Consider the following 25554-nt stretch of genomic DNA (forward strand, 5'->3'; position numbering starts at 1 on the left):
ATCACCATAACGGAATCATTGGCTGGGACACGGAGACAATGTTCGAGAAACGCGGCGCGCATGCGTTTGCAAATCCCCAATCCCCAATCCCCAATCCCGGCTACAAAAGCACCAAATCATCGCGGTGCACCACATTCTCGCCATAGCTGTATCCCAGCACGCTGTCGATCTCGCGCGAATGGCGGCCGGCGATGCGACGGATATCCAGCGCCGAGTATTGGCTGACCCCGCGCGCCAGACAGCGCTCGCCTGCGTTGTCGCGCAGCCGGATCTCCACCATGTCGCCGCGCCGGAAATCGCCTTGCGCACCGGCCACGCCGCCCGGCAGCAGCGAGGCGCCCTTGTCGGTCAACGCCGTCGCCGCGCCCGCATCGATCAGGATCGCGCCGGCTTCCACCGGCGCATGCCGCAGCCAGTACTTGCGTGCGGCAATGCGCGTGCGCGCGGCGTGGATGCGGGTGCCGCGCAGGCGGTCCTGCGCCAGCCCGCGCACCACCTCGCCGCTGCGGCCGTTGAACAGGTAGGTGTCGATCCCGGCTGCGCCGGCCTTGGCGGCGGCCTCCAGCTTGGTGCGCATGCCACCGGTGCCCACGTTGCTGCCGCTGCCGCCGGCCATCGCCAGCACCTCGGGGGTGAGCTCGGCAACCTCGTTCAACGGGCGCGCATGGGGATTGCTGCGCGGGTCGGCGGTGTACAGCCCATCGATGTCGGTCGCGATGAACAAGGCATCGGCATCGACCAGGGCGGCGACGATCGCGGCCAGGTTGTCGTTGTCGCCCAGCTTGAGCTCGTCCACCGACACGGTGTCGTTCTCGTTGATCACCGGCAATGCGCCCAGCCGCAGCAATTCGCCCAGGGTGGCGCGCGCATTGAGATAGCGGCGGCGGTTGCGCAGGTCGTCGTGGGTGAGCAGCACCTGCGCCACCGGCCGTTCGAAAAAGCGCTGCCACAAGGCGATCAGTTGCGCCTGCCCCAGCGCGGCCAGGGCTTGCCGCGCAGCGATGGGCGCGCCGACCTCGGCGGCCTTGGGCAGGATTGCGCGGCCGGCGGCCACCGCGCCGGAGGACACGATCACCAGTTCGCGCCCGGCCGCCAGATTGGCCGAGACGAACTGCGCCAGCCCCAGCGCAAAGCGCGGCGACAGCCCGCCGCCATCGGCGGCAAGCAGGCTGCTGCCGACCTTGAGCACCGCGCGGCGCCATGGCGGCAGCGCTTGCTCGACGAATGGGGACACGGCATTCGCAGCCGGCAGGGTCATGGTTGCAGCCTCAGCGAATGGTCCATTCGTGCACGCTCAGGTTCGAAGCCTGCATCGTGACCAGCGGATCACTGGCGACAATGGCCTGCGCCTGCGCCAGGTCGTCCACGTTGCACAGCACGTAGGCACCGCCGCTGCCGTCGGTGAACCCGCCGGTGAGATGGAGCCTGCCCTGTGCGCGCAGCGCATCGAGGAAGTCGCGATGCGGTTGGATGGCGGCATCGTCGAAGCTGGGCAGGCGCATGGCCAGGACCAGATAGAGCGTGGTCATTGCACGCATTCCTCAGCGTCAGTAGCGATCCATGCGCTCATCGCAGCGCCTGCCAGCGGGCCTGCAACACATCCAGTTGCAGGTCGGCAGCCGCGCCGGGCGAGACGCGTGCAGCCAGGCTGCCTTCCGGCGTGCGCCCCTGCCCTGCAGTGTCCGAGGCTTCGGCGGCCGCCTTGTAGGCATCGCGGAACGGGACGCCGGCCACGGCCGCTTCCACCGCCACATCGGTGGCATACATGCCCGAATCGATCGCCGCCTGCAGCTTATCCGGGCGCCATTCCAGGTTCGCCAGCAGCGCCGGCAGCAGTTCCAGCGCGGCCAGGCCGCGGCCAAAACCATGCACGATCGCGCCCTTGCTGCTCTGCAGATCGCGGTGGTAGCCGGACGGCAGCGACAGCAGCTGTTCGATCTCGGTCCGCGCCGCCGCCACGCTGGCGTGGGTGGCGCGCATCAGTTCGATGACATCGGGGTTGCGCTTGTTCGGCATGATCGAACTGCCGGTGGTGTACTGCGCTGGCAGCGCCACGAAGGCGAACTCGCCGCTGGTGAACAACGACAGGTCCCAGGCGATGCGCCGCAGATCGAGCGTGGCGCTGCCGAGGGCTTCGAGCGCAGCCAGCTCGTACTTGCCACGCGAAAGCTGCGCGTAGATCGGCGAGACCTGCAGCCGCGCAAAGCCCAGCGCGGTGGTGGTATGCGCGCGGTCCAACGGCAGATTGACGCCGTAACCGGCTGCGGTACCGAGCGGATTGCTGTCCACCAGCTGCAAGGTGTCGTTGGCGCGCACCGCGTTGTCGATGAAGGCCTCGGCCCAGCCGGCCCACCACATGCCTGCCGAAGACACCACCGCCCGCTGGATATGCGTGTAGCCAGGCACCGGCAACGCCGCCTCGGCCTGGGCGCGGTCCAGCGCCACCTTGGCGATCTCGGCGCTGAGCGTGGCCACGCGCCGCAGCTTGTCCTTCAACCACAACCGCGTGGCCACCAGGATCTGGTCGTTGCGGCTGCGCCCGGTATGGATCTTGCGGCCGGCATCGCCCAGGCGCTCGGTCAGGCGCGCCTCGATGGCCGAATGGCAATCCTCGTACTGCTCGTCCAGCACGAAGGCACCGCTGCGGAAATCATCGGCCAGCAGCCCCAGCTCGCGCTGCAGACCGGCCAGCTCGTCGGTGGCGAGGATGCCGATGTGCTGCAGGCCTTGCGCATGCGCCGTGCTGGCAGCGATGTCGTAGAGGAAGAACTCGCGGTCCAGGATCACGTCGTCGCCGGCCAGGAAAGCCTGGATCTTGGCGTCCACGGCCACGCCGGGTTTTTGCCACAACAGGTTTGTCATTAGGGGTCCTTTTTTGCGGGACCGGGGACCCGGGACCGGGGACCCGGGAAAGCAGGAGCTTCTGCCCTTGCTCTCCCCGGTCACCGGTCCCCGGTCCCCGGTCCCGAACATCACACTGCAATCGAGGTCAATTCGTCCCAGCCGAACGCCAGGTTGAGATTCTGCATCGCCTGCGTCGCCGCGCCCTTGAGCAGGTTGTCCAGGGTTGCCACCACCACCACGCGCTTGTTGCCGGACGCCAGGGTGATGCCGCCGATCTGCACGCCGTGCCGGCCGGCGATGCGGCTGACCCACGGTGCCTCGTCCACCAGCTCGATCAGCGGCTCGTCGGCGTAGCGCTGCGCATAGCGCGCCTGCAGCTGCTCGCGCGTCAGCGGCTGCTGCAGCCATAGATTCACGGTCATGGTGATACCGCGGAAATGCGGCGCCACATGCGGCATGAACTCCACCGGCACGCCGAGCTGGGCGGAGACTTCGCGCTCGTGCATGTGGTTGGTCAGCGCATACGGCATCAGGTTGTCGGCGAGCAGCTCGGGGTTGTTCTTGTCCGACGGCGTGGTGCCGGCGCCGGAATAGCCGGACACGCCGAAGCATTGCGGCGGGCCGGCCAGCTGATCCAGCAGCGGCGCGATGGTCAGCTGCATGGCGGTGGCATAGCAGCCCGGGTTGCTGATGCGCTTCTGCCCGGCGTAGCGCGCGCGGGTGAGTTCGGGCAGGCCGTAATACCAGGCCGGATCGAAGCGATAGTCGGCGGACAGATCGATCACCAGCGTCTGCGGCCTGGCGGCATCGATCGCAGCCACGAATGGCTCGGCCTTGCCGTTGGGCAGCGCCAGGATCACCACGTCGGCCGCCTTGGCGGCCACCGCGTCGGCATCCAGACTTTCGAACCGCAGATCGCCGCGATAGCCGTCGTTGTGGTCGCCCACCGCCTGCCCGGCCAGTTCGCGCGAAGACACGAAGACCAGCTGCAGGTGCGGATGCGCCGCCACCAGCTTGATCAATTCCGAGCCGGTATGCCCGCGGGCGCCGACAATGCCGATGGTGGTGCTTGCTTGAACACTCATGCGTTTGCTTCCAGGCGGAACTGCAGGTGGCGTTTGACCCCGGCCCATTCCGTATCGATGATGGAGAACACCACGGTATCGCGCGGCGTACCGTCGGCGTGCCGGGCGTGATTGCGCAGCACCCCGTCCTGCTTGGCACCCAAGCGCGCAATGGCCGCGCGCGAGGGGTGATTGAACCAACTGGTCTCGAACACCACGCTCAGACAGCCCAGCGTTTCGAAGGCATGCTGCAGCAGCATCAGCTTGGTTTCGGTGTTGACGCCGGTGCGCTGCACACGCGGGGCGTACCAGGTGTAGCCGATCGACAACCTGGGCACCGTCACGTCCAGCCCGTAGTAGCGGGTGCTGCCGACGATCTCGCCTGCCGCATTGCGCACCACGAAGGGCAGCATCCTGCCTTCGGCCTGCGCCGCCAACGCGGCGGCCAGGTAGTCGTCCAACTGCGCCGGTGCCGGCACGCCGGTGTACCACAGCCGCGACAACGCACCGTCCTCCAGCGCGGCACGCAGACCGTCGACGTGTGCGGCCTGCAAGGGCTCCAGCGTCGCATGCTGCCCGCGCAGCGTGGGCAACTCGCGCCACAGCAGGGGCAATTGGCTCCAGGTCATCGCGCTCAGCCCAGCAGGGTCGGTTGACGGGTGGCGCAATGCGCCACGCAGTGCTGGATCTGCGCGAAGTTCTCCAGCCCGTACCAGAACACTTTCCACTTCTCCTGCTTGATGCAGCCATCGGATTCGGCGTAGTAGAAGATATTGACCTGGTTGTTGTGCCGCGAGCGCCAGAACAGCTGCGGGGTTTCCTCGCGCATCACGTTCCACACCGCCCGGCCCAGGCCTTCGCCCTGCGCGTCGTCGAGCACGGCGAACTTGTCCAGATAGGTCAGCCGGCCTTCGCCGAGCTGGCCCTCGTCGGTGAGGATGACCGCGGCGCGATAGTTCTCGCTGACGTAGGCACGCAATAGCGTGGTGTTGGAAAAATAGTCCGGCACCAGGGTGCGACCGAAGCTGGATTCGATCAGCGATGTGAGCCGCGGCAGATCCAGCTCGTCCCAGGACGTGGCGCGCAGCACGCGCTCGCCCCGCCGGACCAGGGTGCCGGAGCCCTTGTGGGTGAACAGTTCCTTGGCCAGATCCGCCGGCCGGGTGATCGACACCGACGATTCCAGCGGCAGGCGGTCGAGCAGGTCCTTGATCTGTTCGATCTTCACCCGCATGCCGCCGTTGATCCACGGCTGCTGCATCAGGTGGTCGTACTCGGTGGACAGGTTGATCGAATCGATCAGCTTGCCGTCGGCATCCAGCAGGCCGCCGGTGCCGGTGAGGAAGATGATCTTGTAGGGCTGCAGCTCCTGCACCAGTTCGTTGGCGGCAAAGTCCGCGTTGACGTTGAGGATCTGCCCGCTGGGCGTTTCGCCCAGGCTGGTGATCACCGGGATCGAGCCGGCCTGCAGGCTGGCTTCGATCGGCGCCAGATTCACCGCCTTGACCTCACCGACCAGGCCATAGGTTTCGCGATCCAGGTACTGCGCCTCGAACACGCCGCCGGTGATGGAGGTGGCGCGCGCGCCGTTCTGCTGCAGCGCTTCCACCAATTTGAGGTTGGAGGCCTGGAACACCTTGCGCACGATCGCCAGCGCTTCGGGCGAGGTCACCCGCAAGCCGTTGACGGTCTGCTTCTCGATGCCGGCGGCCGACAGTTCGGCGTCCAGCTGCGGGCCGGCGCCGTGCAGCACGATCGGGGTCAGCCCCACTTCCTGCAGGAACGACAGCGACGAAGTCAGCGCCTCCAGATCGTCGCGCAACACCGCGCCGCCCACCTTGACCACCGCAAAGCGTTTGGCGTCGAGCTGCGAAAACCGCTTGAGGTACTGGCTGATTTCCTTCGCGCTGGCCATGCTCGAAAGCAGGCGCACGATGGTCTGGCGGGTCTGTTTGTGGGGCTGTGCTGGGAGGGACATTGCCGTGATCGAAAGAGGAAGGAAGCGCCAGGCGCAAGGGTCGGTTTAGCGGGAACCGTTGATGATGCGATGGACCGATTCGGCATAACGCTGCAGTTGCTCCAGCGTCACGAACTCATCGGCGGTATGCGCCTGGGCGATATCGCCCGGGCCATAGACCAGCGCGGTGTAGCCGCCGGCCGAGAACAGCGAGGCCTCGGTCCAGAAGTCCACCGCATTGCCGATCGGCAGGTCCAGCGCATCGGCCACATCGCGTGCGGCCAGGCGACGCTCTTCGGCACGCGCTATGTCGCCGGACGGCAGGCTGGGGCCGCGAAAGGTTTCTTCGAAGTGCGCTGCGGCGGGATCGGCAAAGCCGGCAAAGGTCGCCAGCAGGCCATCCACATCCATCGATGGCAGCGGACGGAAACCGAAGCGCAGCTCGGCCGCAGGGGCGATCATGTTGGCCTTGATGCCGCCATCGACGCGGCCGATGTTGAAGCGCAGGCCGGTCAGCCCGCCGAAGCGCGCATGTGCGAGTGCCTGGACATGATCCAGCGCCCTGCCGCCCCAGCGCATCGCCTGGTGCAGCGCGCTGGCAGACGGATCCTGCTTGCCCGAGGCATGCCCGGCGCGGCCGGCAAAGCGCATCAGTACCGAGCTGATGCCACGATGCGCCAGCACCGCCTCGCTCATGGTCGGCTCGGCCACCAGCACTGCCTCGAACGGCAGACCACGGGCCAGAAACGCGGCAATACAGCGCGGGTCGTTGGCTTCCTCATCGGACGAAAACAGGAAGGCGGCATCGCCATCGCCGGCATTGGCTGCGGCGATCAACGCCGCAGCCGCGCCCTTGATGTCGCACACGCCCAGGCCGATCGCGCGGTCTTCGGTGCGCCGCATCACATGCGGATCGGCGCTCCAATGCGGCGAATCCGGCACCGTGTCCAGGTGTACGTTGAACAGATACTTTGGAGTTCCACGCACCGCATACAGGCTCACCGCCCCGGCACCGTGGTCGATCAACTCGACCTGGAAACCGGGCAGTTGCGCGCCCAGGTAGTCGAAGATGCCGCCTTCGGCAGCGATCGCACGCGGCGGATTGCGAGTGTCGAAGGACACCAGCGCTTCCAGGTGAGTCAGCGTGTTGTCGAGCAGTGTGTTCATTGAATGGGTCTGGTTGCGTCGGGCAGCATGGTGGCGAGGTGATGTGTGGCCAAGTGTGCGGAGTGTCTCTGAGGTTCCTACCACCCTTCCCCCGCCTGCGGGGGAAGGTGCCCGAAGGGCGGATGGGGGCAGTGCAAAAGCCCCCCTCATCCGGCGCTACGCGCCACCTTCTCCCGCACGCGGGAGAAGCAATCTGCGCGCAGGCGCGCAGCACTGGCACCCCATGGCACGCGGCGGGTTGCGGGTGTCGAAGGACACCAGCGTTTGAATGTGAGTCAGCGTGTTGTCGAGCAGTGTGTCCATTGAATGGGTCTGGTTGCGTCGGGCAGCATGGTGGTGTTGCCAAGTGTGCGGGGTGTCTCTGAGGTTCATACCACCCTTCCCCCGCCTGCGGGGGAAGGTGCCCGAAGGGCGGATGGGGGCAGTGCAAAGCCCCCCTCATCCGGCGCTACGCGCCACCTTCTCCCGCACGCGGGAGAAGCAATGTATCTCTGACGTTCATACCACCCTTCCCCCGCTTGCGGGGGAAGGTGCCCGACAGGGCGGATGGGGGCAGTGCAAAGCACCCTCATCCGGCGCTACGCGCCACCTTCTCCCGCACGCGGAAGAAGCAATCCGCGCGCAGGCGCGCAGCATCAAAGCATCCGCACGCCCTGCTCAGCGATTGACCTGCGCGTACAGCGTGGAGCTCATGCCGAACAGCTTGATGAAGCCTTCGGCTTCTTCCACGCCCCAGTCGGCCGACTGCGCATAGGTCGCGCCCTTGGTGTTGAGCAGGTGCGGCGAACGCACCGCCACCGCATCGACGCGGCCACCGCGGGTTTCCAGCACCACTTCGCCATTGACCTTGGACTGCGACGACTTCAGGAACGCCTCGATGTCGGTCTTGAGCGGGTCGTGGTAGAAGCCTTCGTACACCAGCTCCACCCACTTGCGCGCCACGTCCGGCTTGAAGCGGTTCTGCTGCTTGGTCAGCACGGCATCTTCCAGCGCGCGATGCGCGGTGAGCAGCGAGACCAGGCCCGGCGCTTCGAACACGATGCGGCCCTTCAGCCCGATTACGGTATCGCCGGTGTACACGCCACGGCCCACGCCGTACTGCGCAAACAGGCTGTTGAGCTTGGCCAGGATCTTCGCACCGGGCAGCGGCTCGCCATCCAGCTCCACCGCCTCGCCTTCGACGAATTTCAAGGTCACCGTCAGCGCCTCGGTGGGCCATGCGCTGCGCGGCGCGCACCAGCCGCGCGCGCCCTCGCCCGGCGCTTCCCACCGATCGATCTCGCCGCCGGACATGGTCAGGCCCAGCAGATTCTCGTTAATGGTGTAGGCCTGCTGCTTGGCACGCACGCCGAAACCGCGCTCTTCCAGATACTTCTGTTCGTAGGCGCGGGTCTGGGTGTGCTCCTTCTGGATTTCGCGGATCGGCGCGACGATCTGGTAGTCGCCCAACGCCTTCACCGCCAGGTCGAAACGCACCTGGTCGTTGCCCATGCCGGTGCAGCCGTGCGCGATGATGCGCGTGCCCAGCTCTTCGGCGCGCTTGAGCGCAGCATCCACGATCAGGTAACGGTCGGACACCAGCAACGGATACTGGCCCTGGTAGCCCTCGCCCGCCCACACGAACGGCTTGACGAAGCCTTCCCAGATCGCCGGGCCCCCGTCGACGGTGACATGGCTGGCCGCACCCAGCTCGGCGGCGCGCTTCTCGATGAACTCACGCTCTTCGGCATCCACGCCGCCGGTATCGGCAAACACCGTGTGCACCGCGTAGCCACGTTCCTGCAGATACGGAATGCAGAAGCTGGTGTCCAGGCCGCCGGAGAACGCCAGGACGATGTCCTTGGTGCCGGGATTTGAGATTGGGGATTCGGGATTGGTGGAAGCGGTCTGTTGCGACATGGGGGTCTCTTTGGAAGTTGACTAAGTTAGGTCGGGAGCGGAGTTCGCCGTTGCAAATCCCCAATCCCCAATCACGAATCCCGGCTGCCCTGGCCCACCAGGGCAGCCATGATCGCCTTCTGCACATGCAGGCGATTCTCTGCCTCGTCGATGGCGATGCAGTTGGGCGAATCCATCACCGCATCGGTGGCCTTGACGTTGCGGCGCAGCGGCAGGCAATGCGAGAACACGCCGTTATTGGTCAGCGCCATCTTGCGCTCGTCGACGATGAAGTGCTGGTACTGGTCGCGGATCGGCTTTTCCGGCTCCCAGTTGCCGAAGAACGGCAGCGCGCCCCAGCTCTTGGCATAGACGACATCGGCACCGGCGTAGGCGCTGTCGATGTCGTGGCTCACCTGCAGCGAGCCACCGCTTTCGGCCACGTTCTGCGCCGCCCAGCCCATGTAGCGCTCGTCCAGGATGTAGTCCGGCGTCGGGCACAGCAGGGTCACGTCCATCCCCAAGCGGGTGGCGATGGTCAGCGCGGAATTGGCCACCGCGGTGTTGAGCGGCTTGGGGTGATAGGTCCAGGTCAGCACGTACTTCTTGCCGCGCAGATCCTGTGTGCCGAAGTGTTCCTGCAGCGCCAGCGCATGCGCCAGCTCCTGGCACGGGTGGGTGATGGTCTCCATGTTGATCACCGGCACCGGCGAATACCGGGCAAAGCTCTTGAGCACCTGGTCCTCGCGGTCCTTGGACCAGTCGACGAACTTCGGGAACGCGCGCACGCCGATCAGGTCGACATAACGGCCGAGCACGCGCGCCACTTCGGCGATGTGCTCTTCGGTGTCGCCATCCATCACCGTGCCCAGGTTGAACTCGATCGGCCACGCATCCTTGCCCGGCTGCAGCACTACCGCATGCCCGCCCAGCTGGAACGCACCCAGCTCGAAGCTGGTGCGGGTGCGCATGGACGGGTTGAAGAACACCAGCGCGATCGACTTGCCCTTCAGCTCGCTTCCCAGCTTGTTGCGTTTGAACAGTGCGGCCTGGGTCAACAACGCGTCCAGTTCGGCGCGACTCCAGTCCTGGGTGTTCAAGAAGTGCTTCAGTGACATCGATCGATCCTTTGCTGCGTACTTCTGCTGCGTGGTCCGTCGGGAGCGACGGGTGCGCGACATGCGCGTTTCTTGCGGTTGAAACTTTTGTGACGCCAAAACGAAAAAACCCAGCCTGAAGGCTGGGTTTTCGAAAACAGGCAGCAAAACGCTCCGGTTACCCAGCGAAAATGTAGGATTCCGGTCGGCGGGCACGCGAGGTCATGCCGGAGGCCATCCGGGCGGCGCTGGTGTCGTGCTGAAAGGCGTTTGCTTGCATAGGGCGCGAATCCTCGCATGCATGCGGGCAAGGCGCAACCGCTGCGCCACTCACCGCGGCGGGGCGACGATGGCGTCGGGGATATACGGAGTCACCGAAACGCGGACCCGCAGCCGGTTGCCCGGGTCTTCCGGCAGCCGCGAGCGGTATTTGGTGCCCTTGTAGACATAGTCCACGTCGAAGGCGATCGGCCGGCGGAACTCGCGCGGCACTTCCACCACCTTGCAGTTGCGGCGCGTGCTGGTCGGCGGCACCGCTGCCGGGGCCGGCTCGGGGCGACGCGAGAACATTTCCTTGACCGAATCCACCATGCGGTTGATGCGCCCCTCGTCCTCGGCCGGCGCCACCGCGACCTGGACGGCCTGCTCGGCCTCGCACTGCTCCTCGATCCGGGTGGCGCGCAAGGTCTGGTAGACCGGCTCCACGTTCAATACCTGGGCGTAGTCGAGCTTGACGTTTTCGATCACGACGACCCGGTTCTTGACCTCGGGATCTGCCGCATGTGCCGGCATCACCTGCCAGGCCAGCACGCACAGCACGGAGAACGGGAAAAGTCGCATCAGGAGCAAGGAGGCCAAGCCAGGCAATACGTAAGTGTATGGAGCTTGCCTGGTTCCGGGCTGAACGCAGCCCATCCGGTTGCCGGGCAGGCCCATCGGTTCGCCGCACTGCCGCGACCGGCTAGAATCGCGGGGTTGCCCTTTCCAAGATGCCGATGAGCCTGCGCCTGCACAACAACCTGACGCGGCGGGTCGAGCCGTTCGCGCCGCTCGATCCCGCCCGCCCCACCCTGTATGTGTGCGGCCCCACCGTCTACAACTACGCGCATATCGGCAATGCACGCGGCCCGGTGGTGTTCGACGTGCTGGCCGCGCTGTTGCGGCGGCGCTATGGCGCACTGCGCTACGCGCGCAACATCACCGACGTGGACGACAAGATCAACGCCGCCGCGCAGGCGCAGGGCGTGCCGATTTCCGCCATCACCGACCGTTTCGCCGCGATCTACCGCCAGGATATGGCCGCGCTCGGTGTGGTGCCGCCGGACATCGAACCGGAGGCCACCGCGCACATCCCGCAGATCGTGGCGATGATCGAGCGGCTGATCGAAAGCGGACATGCCTACGCCGCCGAAGGCCATGTGCTGTTCGCGGTGGCCAGCTTCGATGGCTACGGCAAGCTGTCGCGGCGCGACCCGGAGGAGATGCTGGCCGGCGCCCGCGTGGATGTGGCGCCGTACAAGCGCGACCCGGGCGACTTCGTGCTGTGGAAGCCGTCCAGCGACGAGCTGCCGGGCTGGGACTCGCCCTGGGGCCGCGGCCGCCCCGGCTGGCATATCGAATGCTCGGCGATGGCCGCCGCCCACCTGGGCCCCACCATCGACATCCATGCTGGCGGTGTGGACCTGCAGTTTCCGCATCACGAGAACGAGATCGCGCAGAGCGAGTGCGCGCATGGCGGCGCCACCTTCGCGCGGTTCTGGCTGCACAACGGCATGCTCAATTTCAGCGGCGCCAAGATGAGCAAGTCGCTGGGCAACATCGAAACCGTGCACGAGCTGATCGCCAAACATCCGCCAGAGGCGCTGCGCTACGCCCTGCTGAGCGCGCACTACCGGCAGCCGCTGGACTGGTCGGACGGCTTGATCGAACAGGCCAAGAACACGCTGGACCGGTTGTACGGGACGTTGCGGGATGTGTCCGCGCTGGAGGCCGGCGATGCATCGAGCGGCAGCGCACCGCCGGCGATTCCCGCCGAGGTGGAGGCGGCCCTGGATGACGACCTCAACACGCCGCAGGCCTTGTCGATCATCGCCAGCATCGCTGCAGAAGCGCGTGCGCTGCGTAGTCAAGTGGCCCAGGGTGCAGACATATCGGCGCGGCTTACCGAGCTGCGCGATAGCAAGACCCGATTGCTGGGCGCAGGCCTGGCACTCGGACTGCTCCAGCAGGACCCGGCCGCCTGGTTCTCGCGCGGCACCGACGCCGGCGACGATGCGCGCATTACCGCCCTGGTCGAAGAACGCAGCGCCGCGAAGAAGGCCAAGGATTTCGCCCGTGCCGATGCCATCCGCACGCAGCTCGCCGACGAAGGCATCGTGCTGGAAGACACCCCGCAAGGCGTGCGCTGGAAACGCGCCTGACCGGTCCTTCTCCCGTCGGGACATTGTCCCCCTTCATGGGGGAGATGGTGCCCCGCAGGGGCGGATGAGGGTACGGGCGAAGCCGCGTGCACCATTCACGAGGCTTCGCCCGTACCCTCACCCCAACCCCTCTCCCGGAGGGAGAGGGGCTCTGACCGAACGCCCCTGGATTTTTGCGAACGATTCTGGAACTTTGATGACCAACTCCCCCTTCCCGCTCGAACCCACCGCCACCGAGGCGCAGGCCGCCATTGCCGAGGAGTTCTCCTTCTTCGGCGACTGGTCCGAGCGCTACCAGTACCTGATCGATCTGGGGCGCAAGCTGCCCTCCTTTCCGGAGCAGTGGAAGACCGAAGAGCATCGCCTGCACGGCTGCCAATCGATGGTGTGGATCGTGCCCGAGGGCAACGCCGAGCGGTTGGACTTCCACGCCGTCAGCGATTCGGCGATCGTCTCCGGGTTGATCTATCTCGCGCTGCGGGTGTATTCCGGGCGTAGCGCGCAGGAAATCCTGGCGACCGAGCCGGACTACATCGCCGGCATCGGCCTGGCCAAGCACCTGTCCCCGACTCGCAGCAACGGCGTGGCCGCGATGCTGGCCTTCATCCGCGACACCGCACGCGCGCAGCAGTGAGCGCGCCCGCACCCTCGCCCGCCGATTCGCTGCGCACGCTGTTCGCACATCCCGGCTTCGGCCTGGTGCTGCTGTATCGCGTCGCAGCCATGCTGTCGTACCAGATCGTCGCGGTCACGGTTGGCTGGCATATCTACGAAATCACCCGCAATCCGCTCTCGCTGGGACTGATCGGACTGGCGGAGATCCTGCCGTTCTTCTGCATCGCGCCATTTGCCGGCTACCTGGTCGATCACCTGCCGCGTCGTCGCCTGGGAATGGTGGCGGTGCTGGGTCTGGTCAGCACGGCGCTGCTGTTGCTGGCGATCACGCATGGATGGCTGCCGGTGCAGGGCGTGTGGCAGATCTACGCGGCCATCGCGCTGACCGGTGCGGCGCGCTCGTTCCTGTCGCCGGTCTACAACGCATTGTTCGCACGTGCACTGCCGCGCGAGGCCTACGCACGCGGCGCCAGCATCGGCAGCGTCACCTTCCAGGCCGGCATGGTGATCGGCCCGGCACTGGGCGGGGTGCTGGTCGGCTGGGGTGGCAAGGGCCTGGCCTATGGCGTGGCTGCGAGCGTGGCACTGCTGGCGATCCTGGCGCTGGCGTTGTTGCGCGTGGAAGAACCGGTCAACCGCGGCCCGCGTGCGCCGATCTTCCGCAGCATCGCCGAAGGCGCGCAGTTCGTGCTGTCCAACCAGATCATGCTCGGCGCGATGGCACTGGACATGTTCTCGGTGCTGCTGGGCGGTGCGGTGTCGATGCTGCCGGCCTTCATCCACGAGATCCTGCACTACGGACCGGAAGGCCTGGGCATCCTGCGCGGCGCACCGGCGCTGGGGTCGATCGTGGTGGGCGTCTGGCTGGCGCGACACCCACTGCAACGCAATGCCGGACGGGTGCTGATGCTGTCGGTGGCCGGCTTCGGGCTGTGCACCATCGCCTTCGGGCTGTCGCGCCACTTCTGGCTGTCGGCGGCGATCCTGCTGGTGTACGGCATGTGCGATGGCGTCTCGGTCGTGGTACGGCAGACCATCCTGCAGCTAGCCACGCCGGATGCGATGCGCGGACGGGTGTCGTCGATCAACGGCATCTTCATCGGCTCGTCCAACGAACTGGGCGCGTTCTATGACGGCGTGATGGCGCGCCTGGTCGGGCTGGTGCCGGCCGTGGTGATCGGCGGCTGCGTCACCCTGGGCGTGGTAGCGACCACCGCCTGGAAGGCGCCGCGCCTGCGCAAGCTGGACCTGCGCGAGCTGCAATAGGCAAGGCGCACCAGCATTGGCCGCGTGCCGCCGGTGCCGCCCCAGCGGCTCGATGCGAATCTGGTGCGCCTGAGACGGCGCGCGCTTTGCCTGGACGGCAGCGCGCGTGGCGCGGTTGCAGACATCGTTCGAGTGCACGCGCACGTCGAACAGACAGCTGGCCATCGCCGGGCGCGCCCGGCGTTGCGCTGCGCGGCCAGCGTGCATCGGCGCCGCCTCTTCGCGCACCCATACGCCACCTTGGCGGACCCGGCGCTCCACAAAAAAGCCCCGCACGTGGCGGGGCTCGATCGAACCGGCAGACAGGACGATCAGTCGCCCTGCTGCTTCTGCAGGTGCTCCCAACGCTCCTGGGCGTCGATGGTGCGTTCGGCGGTCAGGCGCGCTTCCAGGCGATCCAGGCCGATTTCTTCGCCGGTGTCGACGCAGAAACCGTAGTCACCGGCCTCCAGGCGCTTGAGCGTGCTGTCGATCTTGCCGATCAGCTTGCGGTAACGGTCGCGGGTACGCAGTTCCAACGAATTCTCGGTCTCGCGCGTGGCACGCTCGGCTTCGTCGCCGATATCGCGCACTTCTTCGCGCAGGTTCTCGATGGTCTGCTTGGACTCTTCGACCAGCTCGTTGCGCCAGCTCTGCAGACGCTGGCGGAAGTACTCCTGCTGCAGCGTGCTCATGTACTCCTCGTCCGCCGCTGGCTTGTAGCCCTTGGGCAGGATCGGGCGACCGGTGGCCTCGTCGGTCTTGTAGTCGACCACCTTGTACTTGGTCTTGGCCGCCGGGCTGGCCGGCTTGGAGGTCACGGCCACGGCCACCTTGCCGACCGGACGGGTCGCAGCGGGCTTGGCGGGGGATTCGGTCTTGGTTGGCGTTTTTGCGGAGGATTTCGAAACGGGCACGGGATTCTTAGGTGACGGGGTCGCAGGCTTTGCCGGCTTCGCAGGGACGGCCTTGGGGGCCGGTGCGGGCGCGGGCTTTTCAGCCTTGACCGGGACTGACTTGGCCGGAGCAGGCTTGGCGGCCGGCTTCGGTACGGACTTGGACGCCACCGGCTTGGCGGCCGGCTTGGCGGCAGCTGGAGCTGCCTTGGTCGCCGCCGGCTTGGCAGCGGTCGTCTTGGCGACAGGTTTCACGGGCTTGGTCGCTGCGGGCTTAGCGACCGGCGCCTTCTTGGCAACGGCCTTGCTCGCAGGTGCCTTCTTGGCAGCGGGCTGCTTGGTGGCCGGCGTGGCCTTCTTGGCGGCCGGTTTTGCAGCAGCGGGCGCCGCTGCCTTCTTCGCAACGGGTTTGGCGGACTTCTTGGCGGCCTGGACGGCCTTTTTTGCAGGTTTTTTAGCAGCCACGAAACGCTCTTCCTTGGTTCCCCCGGGGCCCGGGAAAGCGGGCCTTTATAACGTACCCCGCGGACCCCCGGCAACCACCTATTAATGCAACTGGCATATCATTGGCAAGTGATCTCACGCCTGCTCATTGCGCTGTTGCGCTTCTACAAGCTGTTCATCAGCCCGCTGCTCGGGCCGCGCTGCCGCTTTGCGCCCAGTTGCTCGGAGTACGCCATGACGGCCATCGGCCGCTTCGGCCCGCTGCGCGGATGCTGGCTGGCCGCACGCCGGCTCGGCCGCTGCCATCCGTTCCATCCGGGCGGTTTCGATCCGGTGCCCGACGCACCCACGCCTTCGTCTTCGCCCCCGCCCTCTTCCTGCAGCTGCAAAGGACCTCATCCATGAGCCGAACCCTCATCATCAACGCCCGCCTGGTCAATGAAGGCAAGGAGTTCGACGCCGATCTCCTGATCGAGAGCGGCCGCATCGCCAGGATCGACAGCAAGATCCCTCCTGCTCCCGGCGATACCGTGGTGGACGCGGCCGGGCGCTGGGTGTTGCCGGGCATGATCGACGACCAGGTGCACTTCCGCGAGCCGGGCCTGACCCACAAGGGCGACATCGCCACCGAATCCGGCGCCGCGGTTGCCGGCGGCTTGACCAGCTTCATGGACATGCCCAATACCAACCCGCCGACCCTGGACGCGGCCGCGCTGCAGTCCAAGTACGACGCGGCCGCCGGGCGCGCCTGGGCCAACTACGGCTTCTACATGGGCGCCAGCAACGACAACCTGGCCCACATCCAGTCGCTGGACCCCAAGACCGCGCCAGGCATCAAGGTGTTCATGGGCGCCTCCACCGGCAACATGCTGGTCGACAACCCGCAGACGCTGGACGCGATCTTCCGCGACGCGCCCACCCCGATCATCACCCACTGCGAAGACACCCCGACCATCGACGCGACGATGGAACAGTACAAGCAGCAGTACGGCGACGCGCTGAGTGCGGACATGCATCCGGACATCCGCTCGCGGCAGGCCTGCCTGAAGTCCTCGCAGCTGGCGGTGTCGCTGGCGCGCAAGCACAACACCCGCCTGCATGTGCTGCACATCTCCACCGCCGACGAGCTGGGCTTGTTCGATGCCGGCCCGCTGGTCGATGCCGACGGCAGGCTGCGCAAGCGCATCACCGCCGAGACGTGCATCCACTTCCTGCGCTTCGATCGCAGCGATTACGCGCGGCTGGGCAACCTGATCAAGTGCAACCCCGCGATCAAGGAAGCCGAGGACCGCCTGGCGCTGATCCAGGCGCTGGCCGACGACGTGATCGATGTGCTCGCCACCGATCACGCCCCACACACCTGGGAAGAAAAGCAGAAGCCCTACGCGCAGGCACCCTCCGGCCTGCCGCTGGTGCAATACGCCCTGGTAGCGGCGCTGGAGCTGGTGCACGAAGGCAAGCTGCCGATCACCCGCATCGTGCAGAAGTTCGCGCACGCGCCGGCGCAGCTGTTCGATGTGGAACAACGCGGCTTCCTGCGCGAAGGCTATTTCGCCGACCTGGTGATGATCGACAACACGCCATTCACCGTGAAGCGCGAGCAGGTGTTGTCCAAGTGCGGCTGGTCGCCGTTCGAAGGCACCACCTTCCGCTCGCGCATCGCCGCGACCTGGGTCAACGGGCAACTGGTCTGGGACGGCGAGCAGTTGGTCGGCAGCGCCGCCGGCCAGCGCCTGACCTTCGACCGCTGATGCGCGCAGTCGTGATTGGAGCATGGCTGGCGCTCGCGCTGGCCGTGCCGGGCGTGGCCAGCGCGCAGGTGCAGGCGGCCGACGCTGCCGGCGTGGTGTTTCCGACCAGCGCGTCGCAAGGCGCCATGGTGATCGGCAAGGTGCCGGCCGGCAGCACGGTGCAATACGCCGGCCGTCACCTGCGGGTCAGCGGCTATGGCAGCGTGGTGTTCGGCATCGGCCGCGATGCCACTGGCCCGTTGCAGGTGCAGGTCACCCTACCCGACGGCAGCCAGCGCACCGCCAGCATCGCAGTGAGGCCGCGCGACTGGCCGACCGAACGCATCAATGGCGTACCGCCCAAGACGGTCAACCCACCAGCGGCGATTGCCGAGCGCATCAAGCGCGAACAGGCGCAGGTGACCGCGGCCCGCGACCGCGACGATGCCCGCCCGGATTTCGCGCAGCCCTTCATCTGGCCCGTGCAGGGCCGCATCAGTGGCCGCTTCGGCAATGCGCGGGTGTACAACGGCCAACCTGGCGCCGGCCATTCCGGCATGGACATCGCCGTGCCGACCGGCACGCCGGTCAAGGCACCGGCCGCCGGCGTGGTGACCTTTGCCGCACCGGATCTCTACCTGACCGGCGGCACCGTGCTGCTCGATCACGGCTTCGGCATCAGTTCTAACTTCCTGCATCTATCGCGGATCGACGTCAAGGTCGGCGACCGTGTGGAACAAGGCCAGGTCATCGCTGCAGTGGGCGCGACCGGGCGTGCGACCGGGCCGCATCTGCATTGGGGGATGAACTGGTTCGATGTCCGCATCGACCCATTGCTGGTGATTGAGCGCGGGAAGTAACCGGACACTAAGTCGCTGCACCGGGGGCAGGCCGAGGGCGCGCAGCGGCGCGGTTGGCAATGCGGCCGCCTGAGCGCGCTGCGGCGCGGTTCGACGTCCGCATCGACCCACTGCTTGTGATTGAACGCGGGAAGTAACCGGACATAAGTCGCTGCACCGCGGTCAGGCCAAGGACGCGCAGCGGCGCGGCTGACGATGCGGCCGCCTGAGCGCACTGCGGCGCGGTGACACCGCTCCAGTCGTACGACGCCCCCTTCCCCCGCCTGCGGGGGAAGGTGCCCGAAGGGCGGATGGGGGCGCCCCCGGCGAGGTAGAGACACCAGTGCGCTTGAAGACGCGGCCCCACCCGAAGCATTCGATGTGCGTATCGACCCACTGCTGGTGATTGAACGCGGCAACTCGCTGGCGCGCGGCGGCGCGGTGACACCTCTCCAGTCGTACGACGCCCCCTTCCCCCGCTTGCGGGGGAAGGTGCCCGAAGGGCGGATGGGGGCGCCTGGGCGAGGTAGAGACACCAGTACGCTTGCAAGACCCGGCCCCACCCGAAGCATTCGATGTGCGTATCGACCCACCGCTGGTGATTGAACGCGGCAACTCGCTGGCGCGCGGCGGCGCGGTGACACCTCTCCAGTCGCACGACGCCCCCTTCCCCCGCCTGCGGGGGAAGGTGCCCGAAGGGCGGATGGGGGCGCTGGGCATATGAACAGCCGGCGCCGCTGCACGCAGTTCGACATGCCGCAGCCTCGGGCAGACACACCAGCGCACACCTACCCGTCGTGCGAGTGTTCGCCGCCCGGCTTTGGGGTATAACCGAGACGCCATCGATCCTCGCTGGACAGCAGCGATCGCGCAGCCACGATGGCGCGTCCGTCGCACAGGTAGCGCCGCTGCCTGGTCGCCTCCCCGACCGCTGGAGATGAGCCACATGCGCAACGAGCAACTCAAGCCCACCCTCGGCACCTGGCAATTGTGGGGGATTGCGGTCGGGCTGGTGATCTCGGGCGAATACTTCGGCTGGAGCTACGGCTGGGGCACCGCCGGCACGCTGGGCTTCCTGGTCACCACCGTGCTGGTGGCGGTGATGTACACCTGTTTCATCTTCAGTTTCACCGAACTGACCACGGCCATCCCCAATGCCGGCGGACCGTTCGCCTACAGCCTGCGCGCGTTCGGCAACTACGGCGGCATGCTCGCCGGCCTGGCCACCCTGATCGAATTCGTGTTCGCGCCACCGGCCATCGCGATGGCGATCGGTGCGTACTTGAATGTGCAATACCCCACGCTGGATCCGCGTGTGGCGGCCATCGGCGCGTATCTGGTGTTCATGGGCTTGAACATCGTCGGGGTGGCGATCGCGGCCACCTTCGAGCTGATCGTGACATTGCTGGCCGTGATCGAACTATTGGTCTTCATGGGCGTGGTGGCACCGGGTTTCAGCGTGGCGCGTTTCGCCGCCAATGGCTGGGCCGGCAGCGACGTGTTCGGCCCGGCGGCGGTTTCCGGCATCTTTGCGGCGATTCCATTCGCGATCTGGTTCTTCCTGGCGATCGAAGGCGCGGCGATGGCCGCCGAGGAAGCCAAGGACCCCAGGCGCACCATCCCGCGTGCCTACATCGCCGGCATTTTCACCCTGGTGGCGCTGGCGCTGGGGGTGATGGTGTTTGCCGGCGGCGTGGGCGACTGGCGCCAGCTGTCCAACATCAACGACCCGCTGCCGCAGGCGATGAAGGCGGTGGTCGGCAACAGTTCGACCTGGCTGCACATGCTGGTGTGGATCGGTCTGTTCGGGCTGGTGGCCAGTTTCCACGGCATCATCCTGGGCTATTCGCGGCAATTCTTCGCACTGGCCCGCGCCGGCTTCCTGCCGCACAGGCTGGCCACGCTGTCGCGCTTCCGTACCCCGCATCGCGCGATCCTGGCCGGCGGCGGCGTCGGCATTGCCGCGATCTGCAGCGATGGCGTGATCGAGATCCAGGGCATGTCGCTGACCGCGGCAATGATCACCATGTCGGTGTTCGGTGCCATCGTGATGTATGTGATGAGCATGCTGAGCCTGTTCAAGCTGCGACGCAGCGAACCGCAGCTGGATCGCAGCTTTCGCGCGCCCGGTTATCCGCTGGTGCCGGCGATCGCCTTGCTGCTGGCGCTGGTGTGCCTGGTGGCCATGGTGTGGTTCAACCCGATCGTGGCGCTGATCTTCGTTGGCCTGCTGCTGCTTGGCGCGGTGTGCTGCGTGCTGAGCCTGCGCAGCCAGGCCTCCACGGCGGCGAGCGGCGGATGAGCGGCTTTGCGTTCACGGCAGGCGGCGAGCAGTTCCGGTTTGCCGACCTCAAGACCCTGCTGGCCAAGGCCACGCCGGCGCGCTCGGGCGACCAGCTGGCCGGGCTGGCAGCCGAGTCGGGGCTGCAGCGCGTGGCAGCGCAGATGGCGCTGGCCGATCTGCCGCTGCGGCATTTCCTCGACGAAGCCGTGGTGCCTTATGAATCGGACGAGGTCACCCGGCTGATCATCGACCAGCACGATGCGACCGCGTTCGCTGCTGTCGCGCACCTCACCGTTGGCGGCTTTCGCGACTGGTTGTTGAGCGCCCAGGCCGACGAAGCCGCGCTGACGGCGCTGGCGCCCGGGCTGACGCCGGAGATGGTGGCCGCGGTATCCAAGCTGATGCGGGTGCAGGACCTGATCCTGGTGGCACAGAAAACCCGCGTGGTCACCGCCTTTCGCAATACGCTGGGCCTGCGCGGGCGGCTGTCCACCCGCCTGCAGCCCAACCACCCGACCGACGACGCCACCGGCATCGCCGCCAGCGTGCTGGATGGCCTGTTGTATGGCAACGGCGATGCAGTGATCGGCATCAATCCGGCCAGCGACAGCCTGGCCGCTACCAGCGCCTTGTTGCGCATGCTCGATGCGGTGATCACCGGCTACCGGATCCCCACCCAGTCCTGCGTGCTGGCGCACATCACCACCACCATCGAGGCGATCGGCCGCGGTGTACCGGTGGATCTGGTGTTCCAGTCCATCGCCGGCACCGAGGCGGCCAATGCCAGTTTCGGCATCAATCTGGCGCTGCTGCGCGAAGGGCACGAGGCGGGCCTGTCGCTGCGCCGCGGCAGCGTGGGCGAGAACGTGATGTATTTCGAAACCGGCCAGGGCAGCGCGCTGTCGGCCAATGCGCATCACGGCGTGGATCAACAGACCTGCGAAGTGCGCGCCTATGCGGTGGCACGGCAGTTCAAGCCGCTGCTGGTCAACACCGTGGTGGGCTTCATCGGCCCGGAATATCTCTACGACGGCAAGCAGATCATACGAGCCGGGCTGGAAGACCACTTCTGCGGCAAGCTGCTCGGCGTGCCGATGGGTTGCGACATCTGCTACACCAACCACGCCGAGGCCGACCAGGACGACATGGATACCTTGCTCACCCTGCTCGGCACCGCCGGCATCAATTTCATCATGGGCATTCCCGGCTCGGACGATGTGATGCTCAACTACCAGACCACGTCGTTTCACGATGCGCTGTATGCGCGGCAGGCGCTTGGCCTGCGTGCGGCGCCGGAATTCGAGCAATGGCTGGAACAACACGGCATCCTGCGCCTGCAGGACGATGGCCGTTTTGCACTCGGCAGCGATGTGCCTGCGGCGTTTCGCCGTGCGTTGGCGCAACTGCCAGCGGAGAAAGCGCAATGAGCACTGCGGCGACGCCTCCACGCGATGCCTGGGCGCAGCTGCGGCAGCTGACGCCGGCGCGTATCGCACTCGGCCGCGTGGGCACCAGCCTGCCTACCGTGGCGCATCTGGACTTCCAGCTGGCGCATGCGCAGGCACGCGACGCAGTGCATCTGGCCTTCGACGCCGCGCCGCTGCAGGCCGCACTGAAACAGCGCCGGCGCAGCAGCCTGCTGGTGCACAGTGCCGCACCGGATCGGCACACCTACCTGCAGCGCCCGGACCTGGGCCGCCGTCTGTCCGATGAGGCTGCCACGCAGCTGCGCGGCCTTGCCGCTCTACAAGGCAATGTACAGGACCTCGCAGTGGTGGTGGCCGATGGGCTGTCCGCCCTGGCGGTGCATCGGCATGCTGCGCCGATGCTCGAACGGATCGATGCACTGGCCGCTCACGAAGGCTGGTCGCTGGCACCGGTGGCGCTGGTCGCCCAAGGGCGCGTGGCGATCGGCGACGAAGTGGGCGAGCTGCTCGCCGCCCGTGCGGTGATCGTCCTGATCGGCGAGCGACCCGGGCTGAGCTCGCCCGACAGCCTTGGCCTGTATCTGACCTACGCTCCGCGGGTCGGGCTGACCGATGCGGCGCGCAACTGCATCTCCAATATCCGCATCGAAGGTTTGAACTATGCGGAAGCGGCGCACAAGCTCGCCTACCTGCTGCGCGAAGCGTTTCGACGCCGCCTGTCCGGTGTGCAACTCAAGGACGAGGCCGAGCAAACGGGCTTGCCATCAGGTGGTGCGAGCGCCGAGGCGCCGCGTAATTTCTTGTTGCCCACCAGTTGATCTGCGTGGGTGCAGCATGCCAACCGGGCCGTCTTGCATCCGGATTTCGCGGCAACGCGATGCGCAACAACCTCAAATCCCGCCGCTTCCAGAATTGGTGCGACTGGACTTGCGAAAGCGCCATCGCTGGCCAGGCATGAATTTTCTGTCTGGCGAACGGTAAGCGCAGGTGCGAATCGTGTGCCTGCGGCGACCGCAGCCATCCAATCGCGCAGCAACCAGGATCAGTTCAGTGCACCGTCGCGCGGATTGCTGGCCGCATAGGTGCTGGTACGCAACTCGTTGTCGTGCGGATGACGCAGGGCGTGACGCACTTGTTCCGGAAGCTTTTCCACATCCAGCAGCACCTTGCCCGAATGCACATCGCGCACCACCGATGCGGGCACTACGAAATCGCCGCCGTTCTCGATATTGATGACCAGCTCGGCGCCATCGTTACGGATGTCGCGTACCGCGCCAACTCCGACCTCGCCATCGCGCAGGAAGACCATCTGGCCGATTTCGATCTTTTGCATGCTGCTTCTCCTGATGGCACGCCCGCACGTGCGGTGCCTGGCAAGCCACGATGATTGCGCCGCGGCGTGTTCGGTCGCGGTGAAGCGCGCCATGGCGGCACGCGCGCAGGCGAACGCTGGCAAGCGCAGGCGAACCGGCATGGTCGCGCCTGCGTGCCCATCCCCTCAACGCAGCGGAACGTCCGCCACCTTGTCCTGATAGTCCTTCTTGGGGTCGATACCGAGCAGCACCTTGATACCGGCCAGCAGGCTGGACCCGTTGAGCCAGATCTGCGCATGGTCCGGATCCAGACGCAGCAGCGCCAGCTTGGGATCGTCCTTGCCGCCTTCGTACCAGGCAGCCACATACGGATTCCAAAGGCGATCGATCACCGCACGGTCGGTATCCTCGCGCAACGAACCACTGATGCTGGCGAACAGATCATGGCCCTTGCTGCTGAAAGCGCCGATCACCCGCCGCCCCTGGCCCAGCATTGCAATCAATGCATTGTCCTTGGAGGTGAAAAACCAGATCGGGCCACCGCTGTCGCCTTCGATCTGCGCCGTCATCGGACGTGCATGACCGTCTTCCACACCATCCAGGCCCAGCATCACGGTGCGGTCGGACTTCAGGGCTTTCCAGAATTTATCCTGCAGCTCTTTTGGATCGGTCATTTGCATTCCTGACATGCGCGTCTTACGCGGGTGATTGAGTCTGGAAGGCCGCGTGCCCACGGCATGTGATGACCCGCGTTGCACCGCCGCACCGGTGCGCATGCAGCACGCCACGCGGTGGTACGTTGCGACCTGGTCCGGACGCAAAGCGTGACCACCCAGCAATTCCTGCACATTGCTTCGCCCACATGCGCGCCGGCAAGCGATCCCGGCAGTAGCATCGCCCTGCCGCGCAGATGGCGACGTGTCTTGAGCGTGAGTCCAACAATGGACTGGCAACACACCGCGCCATGTCCAGTGGCTCACACAGTGGCCGGCATTCGCTGGCAACCTTCATGCACGCGTCCCTTTCCAGGAGAGCGCCACACCATGTCCGTCTCGCACTTTCGTACGACCTGCATTGCCGCTGCACTGTTGACGCTGGCCAGCGTCGATGCGGCAGCACTCACCGGCACCGCTGCACGGCCGCAGCTCACCAGCAGCGAAGCAAGCACCTATACGATCACCAAAGCGCTGGCCAAGGCCGGCCCGATCAATGCCCTGGTCACAGACAACTGGAATCCTACCGCGGGCGTTGCCCTGCTCAGTGCGGACTATGCCGTGGCAGCGGATGGCTCGACGCGTTACCGCAGCCTGCAGTCGGCCATCGATGCGGCAGTGGCGGCAGGTGGCAGCACGCGTCGCTACATCAGCCTCAAGGCAGGCACATATACCGAGCTGGTGTGCGTCCCCGCCAATGCGCCGCCATTGACGGTGTTCGGGCTCGGCGCATCCGCTGGCGATACCGTCATCCGCTTCAATAACGCCAACCCCACGCCCAAGCCGGCCGGCACGGCCAGCCATGCCTGCGCCAGCAATGCGTCGGCCACCACCGTTGGCACCTCCAACAGCGCCACCGTGACGGTACGCGCCGCCGACTTCCAGGCACGCCATTTGCGCATCGACAACAATTATGTCGAAGGTACCTACACCGACAACAACCAGTCGGCAGTGGCACTGGCGGTGCGCGGCGACAAGGCCAGTTTCGAAGACGTGGTGATCACCGGCAACCAGGACACCTTGCTGATCAGCGCGACCAACGCGGCCAACGTGAATCGTGCGTATTTCAAGAACAGCACGATCGATGGCGATGTGGACTTCATCTTCGGCTCGGGGATCGGCGTGTTCGACACCGCCACCATCCGCTCCATCGGTGCGCGCCTGGGCAGCAGCCGTGGCGGCTACATCTTTGCCCCGAGCACGCGGCCAGGCAGTACGTATGGCTTCCTGGCAATCAACAGCAGCTTTGTCGCCGTTTCCGGCTCACCCGACAACCAGACCTACCTGGGGCGCGCCTGGGATGAAGGCGTCAGCAGCCTGAGCGCCTACGTCAACGGCACATCGCCCAATGGCCAGGTCACCGTGCGCGACTCCACCCTGGGTGGTCACATCCGCAAGGCTGCGCCGTGGAACGCCTCCACTGCAAACCGACCGTTCTGCAGCAGCGGTTGCAGCAACTCGCCCAACCGCTTCTACGAATACAGCAACAGCGGAGCCGGCGCCGCCAACTGACTGGCGGCGAGCCACTGCTCGTATCCCGGCGTGCCGGTCACCGCACCCTTGGACCGCACATGGCGCCTGTCCGGCACTCGCGTGATGCGACGTGCCAACAGGCGCTTTC

The 25554-nt window shown here is 66.3% G+C and carries 23 protein-coding genes; 10 read left to right on the plus strand and 13 right to left on the minus strand.

Features of this window, described 5'->3' with window-relative positions; genetic code table 11:
- Positions 1–100 precede the first annotated feature (100 nt).
- The 10 genes from proB to XcodCFBP4690_RS06915 all read right to left on the minus strand — a co-directional run bounded on the left by proB (position 101) and on the right by XcodCFBP4690_RS06915 (position 10847).
- Entirely contained in the window at positions 101–1258 is a 1158-nt protein-coding gene (gene proB / locus XcodCFBP4690_RS06870) for a glutamate 5-kinase (RefSeq protein ID WP_104540248.1), read from the minus strand.
- A 10-nt stretch (positions 1259–1268) separates the two neighbouring features.
- Entirely contained in the window at positions 1269–1529 is a 261-nt protein-coding gene (locus XcodCFBP4690_RS06875; RefSeq protein WP_104540249.1) for a YciI family protein, read from the minus strand.
- Positions 1530–1566: 37 nt separating this feature from the next.
- Positions 1567–2862, minus strand: coding sequence for an argininosuccinate lyase (locus XcodCFBP4690_RS06880; RefSeq protein WP_104540250.1), 1296 nt, complete (start codon positions 2860–2862; stop codon positions 1567–1569).
- A gap of 110 nt (positions 2863–2972) precedes the next feature.
- Entirely contained in the window at positions 2973–3929 is a 957-nt protein-coding gene (argC, locus tag XcodCFBP4690_RS06885; RefSeq protein WP_104540251.1) for an N-acetyl-gamma-glutamyl-phosphate reductase, read from the minus strand.
- Entirely contained in the window at positions 3926–4537 is a 612-nt protein-coding gene (locus tag XcodCFBP4690_RS06890) for a GNAT family N-acetyltransferase (RefSeq protein WP_104540252.1), read from the minus strand. The genes argC and XcodCFBP4690_RS06890 overlap by 4 nt, the downstream gene beginning before the upstream one ends.
- 5 nt (positions 4538–4542) lie before the next feature.
- Positions 4543–5886 carry an acetylglutamate kinase gene (locus XcodCFBP4690_RS06895; protein WP_104540253.1) on the minus strand — a complete coding sequence of 448 codons (1344 nt, stop codon included), beginning with the start codon at positions 5884–5886 and terminating at the stop codon, positions 4543–4545.
- A 45-nt stretch (positions 5887–5931) separates the two neighbouring features.
- The gene (locus XcodCFBP4690_RS06900) at positions 5932–7032 is read right to left on the minus strand and encodes an acetylornithine deacetylase (protein WP_104540254.1); all 1101 of its coding nucleotides are present in this window, start codon (positions 7030–7032) and stop codon (positions 5932–5934) included.
- A gap of 657 nt (positions 7033–7689) precedes the next feature.
- Positions 7690–8931: an argininosuccinate synthase gene (locus XcodCFBP4690_RS06905; protein ID WP_104540255.1), complete on the minus strand. Its 1242-nt coding sequence runs from the start codon at positions 8929–8931 to the stop codon at positions 7690–7692.
- 71 nt (positions 8932–9002) lie between these two features.
- A complete protein-coding gene (locus tag XcodCFBP4690_RS06910; protein ID WP_104540256.1) occupies positions 9003–10028 on the minus strand; it encodes an N-acetylornithine carbamoyltransferase in 1026 nt (341 codons plus the stop codon).
- A gap of 309 nt (positions 10029–10337) precedes the next feature.
- The gene (locus XcodCFBP4690_RS06915) at positions 10338–10847 is read right to left on the minus strand and encodes a glycine zipper 2TM domain-containing protein (RefSeq protein ID WP_104540257.1); all 510 of its coding nucleotides are present in this window, start codon (positions 10845–10847) and stop codon (positions 10338–10340) included.
- A 155-nt stretch (positions 10848–11002) separates the two neighbouring features.
- On the opposite strand from XcodCFBP4690_RS06915, the gene cysS reads away from it, so the two are divergent.
- From cysS to XcodCFBP4690_RS06935, 3 genes are all read left to right on the plus strand, one after another.
- Positions 11003–12427, plus strand: a complete 1425-nt coding sequence (gene cysS, locus XcodCFBP4690_RS06920; protein ID WP_167394501.1) for a cysteine--tRNA ligase — start codon at positions 11003–11005, stop codon at positions 12425–12427.
- 196 nt (positions 12428–12623) lie between these two features.
- Positions 12624–13061 (plus strand): SufE family protein, encoded by a 438-nt coding sequence (locus XcodCFBP4690_RS06930; protein ID WP_104540259.1) that lies wholly within the window; start codon positions 12624–12626, stop codon positions 13059–13061.
- Positions 13058–14308 (plus strand): MFS transporter, encoded by a 1251-nt coding sequence (locus XcodCFBP4690_RS06935; protein WP_104540260.1) that lies wholly within the window; start codon positions 13058–13060, stop codon positions 14306–14308. The genes XcodCFBP4690_RS06930 and XcodCFBP4690_RS06935 overlap by 4 nt, the downstream gene beginning before the upstream one ends.
- Before the next feature lie 311 nt (positions 14309–14619).
- On the opposite strand, the gene dksA is transcribed toward XcodCFBP4690_RS06935, so the two are convergent.
- Positions 14620–15648 carry an RNA polymerase-binding protein DksA gene (dksA, locus tag XcodCFBP4690_RS06940; protein ID WP_104540261.1) on the minus strand — a complete coding sequence of 343 codons (1029 nt, stop codon included), beginning with the start codon at positions 15646–15648 and terminating at the stop codon, positions 14620–14622.
- 84 nt (positions 15649–15732) lie between these two features.
- Between dksA and yidD the strand changes: the two genes are divergently transcribed.
- From yidD to eutC, 6 genes are all read left to right on the plus strand, one after another.
- Positions 15733–16032, plus strand: a complete 300-nt coding sequence (yidD, locus tag XcodCFBP4690_RS06945; protein WP_064510677.1) for a membrane protein insertion efficiency factor YidD — start codon at positions 15733–15735, stop codon at positions 16030–16032.
- On the plus strand, positions 16029–17378 hold the full coding sequence (locus XcodCFBP4690_RS06950; RefSeq protein ID WP_104540262.1) for a dihydroorotase: 1350 nt from the start codon (positions 16029–16031) through the stop codon (positions 17376–17378). Before yidD ends, XcodCFBP4690_RS06950 begins: the two co-directional genes overlap by 4 nt.
- Entirely contained in the window at positions 17378–18217 is an 840-nt protein-coding gene (locus tag XcodCFBP4690_RS06955; protein ID WP_167394502.1) for a M23 family metallopeptidase, read from the plus strand. Before XcodCFBP4690_RS06950 ends, XcodCFBP4690_RS06955 begins: the two co-directional genes overlap by 1 nt.
- A gap of 916 nt (positions 18218–19133) precedes the next feature.
- Positions 19134–20498: an ethanolamine permease gene (gene eat / locus XcodCFBP4690_RS06960; protein WP_104540263.1), complete on the plus strand. Its 1365-nt coding sequence runs from the start codon at positions 19134–19136 to the stop codon at positions 20496–20498.
- Positions 20495–21907: an ethanolamine ammonia-lyase subunit EutB gene (locus XcodCFBP4690_RS06965; protein ID WP_104540362.1), complete on the plus strand. Its 1413-nt coding sequence runs from the start codon at positions 20495–20497 to the stop codon at positions 21905–21907. Before eat ends, XcodCFBP4690_RS06965 begins: the two co-directional genes overlap by 4 nt.
- The gene (gene eutC, locus XcodCFBP4690_RS06970; RefSeq protein ID WP_104540264.1) at positions 21904–22725 is read left to right on the plus strand and encodes an ethanolamine ammonia-lyase subunit EutC; all 822 of its coding nucleotides are present in this window, start codon (positions 21904–21906) and stop codon (positions 22723–22725) included. The genes XcodCFBP4690_RS06965 and eutC overlap by 4 nt, the downstream gene beginning before the upstream one ends.
- Before the next feature lie 224 nt (positions 22726–22949).
- Here the strand turns inward: eutC and XcodCFBP4690_RS06975 are convergent, their stop codons facing one another.
- Together XcodCFBP4690_RS06975 and XcodCFBP4690_RS06980 are read right to left on the minus strand one after the other, a co-directional pair.
- Positions 22950–23240, minus strand: coding sequence for a hypothetical protein (locus tag XcodCFBP4690_RS06975; protein ID WP_104540363.1), 291 nt, complete (start codon positions 23238–23240; stop codon positions 22950–22952).
- Between the two features lie 165 nt (positions 23241–23405).
- On the minus strand, positions 23406–23909 hold the full coding sequence (locus XcodCFBP4690_RS06980; RefSeq protein WP_208622706.1) for a pyridoxamine 5'-phosphate oxidase family protein: 504 nt from the start codon (positions 23907–23909) through the stop codon (positions 23406–23408).
- A 396-nt stretch (positions 23910–24305) separates the two neighbouring features.
- Here XcodCFBP4690_RS06980 and XcodCFBP4690_RS06985 point away from each other — a divergent pair, with 396 nt between their 5' ends.
- Positions 24306–25445, plus strand: coding sequence for a putative acyl-CoA thioester hydrolase (locus XcodCFBP4690_RS06985; RefSeq protein WP_244183584.1), 1140 nt, complete (start codon positions 24306–24308; stop codon positions 25443–25445).
- Positions 25446–25554: the final 109 nt, after the last annotated feature.

The sequence above is a fragment of the Xanthomonas codiaei genome, assembly GCF_002939785.1.
Lineage (GTDB): Bacteria > Pseudomonadota > Gammaproteobacteria > Xanthomonadales > Xanthomonadaceae > Xanthomonas > Xanthomonas codiaei.

Excerpts from the sequence above, each read along its gene's own strand:
- proB (WP_104540248.1), bottom strand. The coding sequence starts at position 1,258 with ATGACCCTGCCGGCTGCGAATGCCGTGTCCCCATTCGTCGAGCAAGCG.
- XcodCFBP4690_RS06875 (WP_104540249.1), bottom strand. The coding sequence starts at position 1,529 with ATGACCACGCTCTATCTGGTCCTGGCCATGCGCCTGCCCAGCTTCGAC.
- XcodCFBP4690_RS06880 (WP_104540250.1), bottom strand. The coding sequence starts at position 2,862 with ATGACAAACCTGTTGTGGCAAAAACCCGGCGTGGCCGTGGACGCCAAG.
- argC (WP_104540251.1), bottom strand. The coding sequence starts at position 3,929 with ATGAGTGTTCAAGCAAGCACCACCATCGGCATTGTCGGCGCCCGCGGG.
- XcodCFBP4690_RS06890 (WP_104540252.1), bottom strand. The coding sequence starts at position 4,537 with ATGACCTGGAGCCAATTGCCCCTGCTGTGGCGCGAGTTGCCCACGCTG.
- XcodCFBP4690_RS06895 (WP_104540253.1), bottom strand. The coding sequence starts at position 5,886 with ATGTCCCTCCCAGCACAGCCCCACAAACAGACCCGCCAGACCATCGTG.
- XcodCFBP4690_RS06900 (WP_104540254.1), bottom strand. The coding sequence starts at position 7,032 with ATGAACACACTGCTCGACAACACGCTGACTCACCTGGAAGCGCTGGTG.
- XcodCFBP4690_RS06905 (WP_104540255.1), bottom strand. The coding sequence starts at position 8,931 with ATGTCGCAACAGACCGCTTCCACCAATCCCGAATCCCCAATCTCAAAT.
- XcodCFBP4690_RS06910 (WP_104540256.1), bottom strand. The coding sequence starts at position 10,028 with ATGTCACTGAAGCACTTCTTGAACACCCAGGACTGGAGTCGCGCCGAA.
- XcodCFBP4690_RS06915 (WP_104540257.1), bottom strand. The coding sequence starts at position 10,847 with ATGCGACTTTTCCCGTTCTCCGTGCTGTGCGTGCTGGCCTGGCAGGTG.
- cysS (WP_167394501.1), top strand. The coding sequence starts at position 11,003 with ATGAGCCTGCGCCTGCACAACAACCTGACGCGGCGGGTCGAGCCGTTC.
- XcodCFBP4690_RS06930 (WP_104540259.1), top strand. The coding sequence starts at position 12,624 with ATGACCAACTCCCCCTTCCCGCTCGAACCCACCGCCACCGAGGCGCAG.
- yidD (WP_064510677.1), top strand. The coding sequence starts at position 15,733 with ATGCAACTGGCATATCATTGGCAAGTGATCTCACGCCTGCTCATTGCG.
- XcodCFBP4690_RS06950 (WP_104540262.1), top strand. The coding sequence starts at position 16,029 with ATGAGCCGAACCCTCATCATCAACGCCCGCCTGGTCAATGAAGGCAAG.
- XcodCFBP4690_RS06955 (WP_167394502.1), top strand. The coding sequence starts at position 17,378 with ATGCGCGCAGTCGTGATTGGAGCATGGCTGGCGCTCGCGCTGGCCGTG.
- eat (WP_104540263.1), top strand. The coding sequence starts at position 19,134 with ATGAGCCACATGCGCAACGAGCAACTCAAGCCCACCCTCGGCACCTGG.
- XcodCFBP4690_RS06965 (WP_104540362.1), top strand. The coding sequence starts at position 20,495 with ATGAGCGGCTTTGCGTTCACGGCAGGCGGCGAGCAGTTCCGGTTTGCC.
- eutC (WP_104540264.1), top strand. The coding sequence starts at position 21,904 with ATGAGCACTGCGGCGACGCCTCCACGCGATGCCTGGGCGCAGCTGCGG.
- XcodCFBP4690_RS06975 (WP_104540363.1), bottom strand. The coding sequence starts at position 23,240 with ATGCAAAAGATCGAAATCGGCCAGATGGTCTTCCTGCGCGATGGCGAG.
- XcodCFBP4690_RS06980 (WP_208622706.1), bottom strand. The coding sequence starts at position 23,909 with ATGTCAGGAATGCAAATGACCGATCCAAAAGAGCTGCAGGATAAATTC.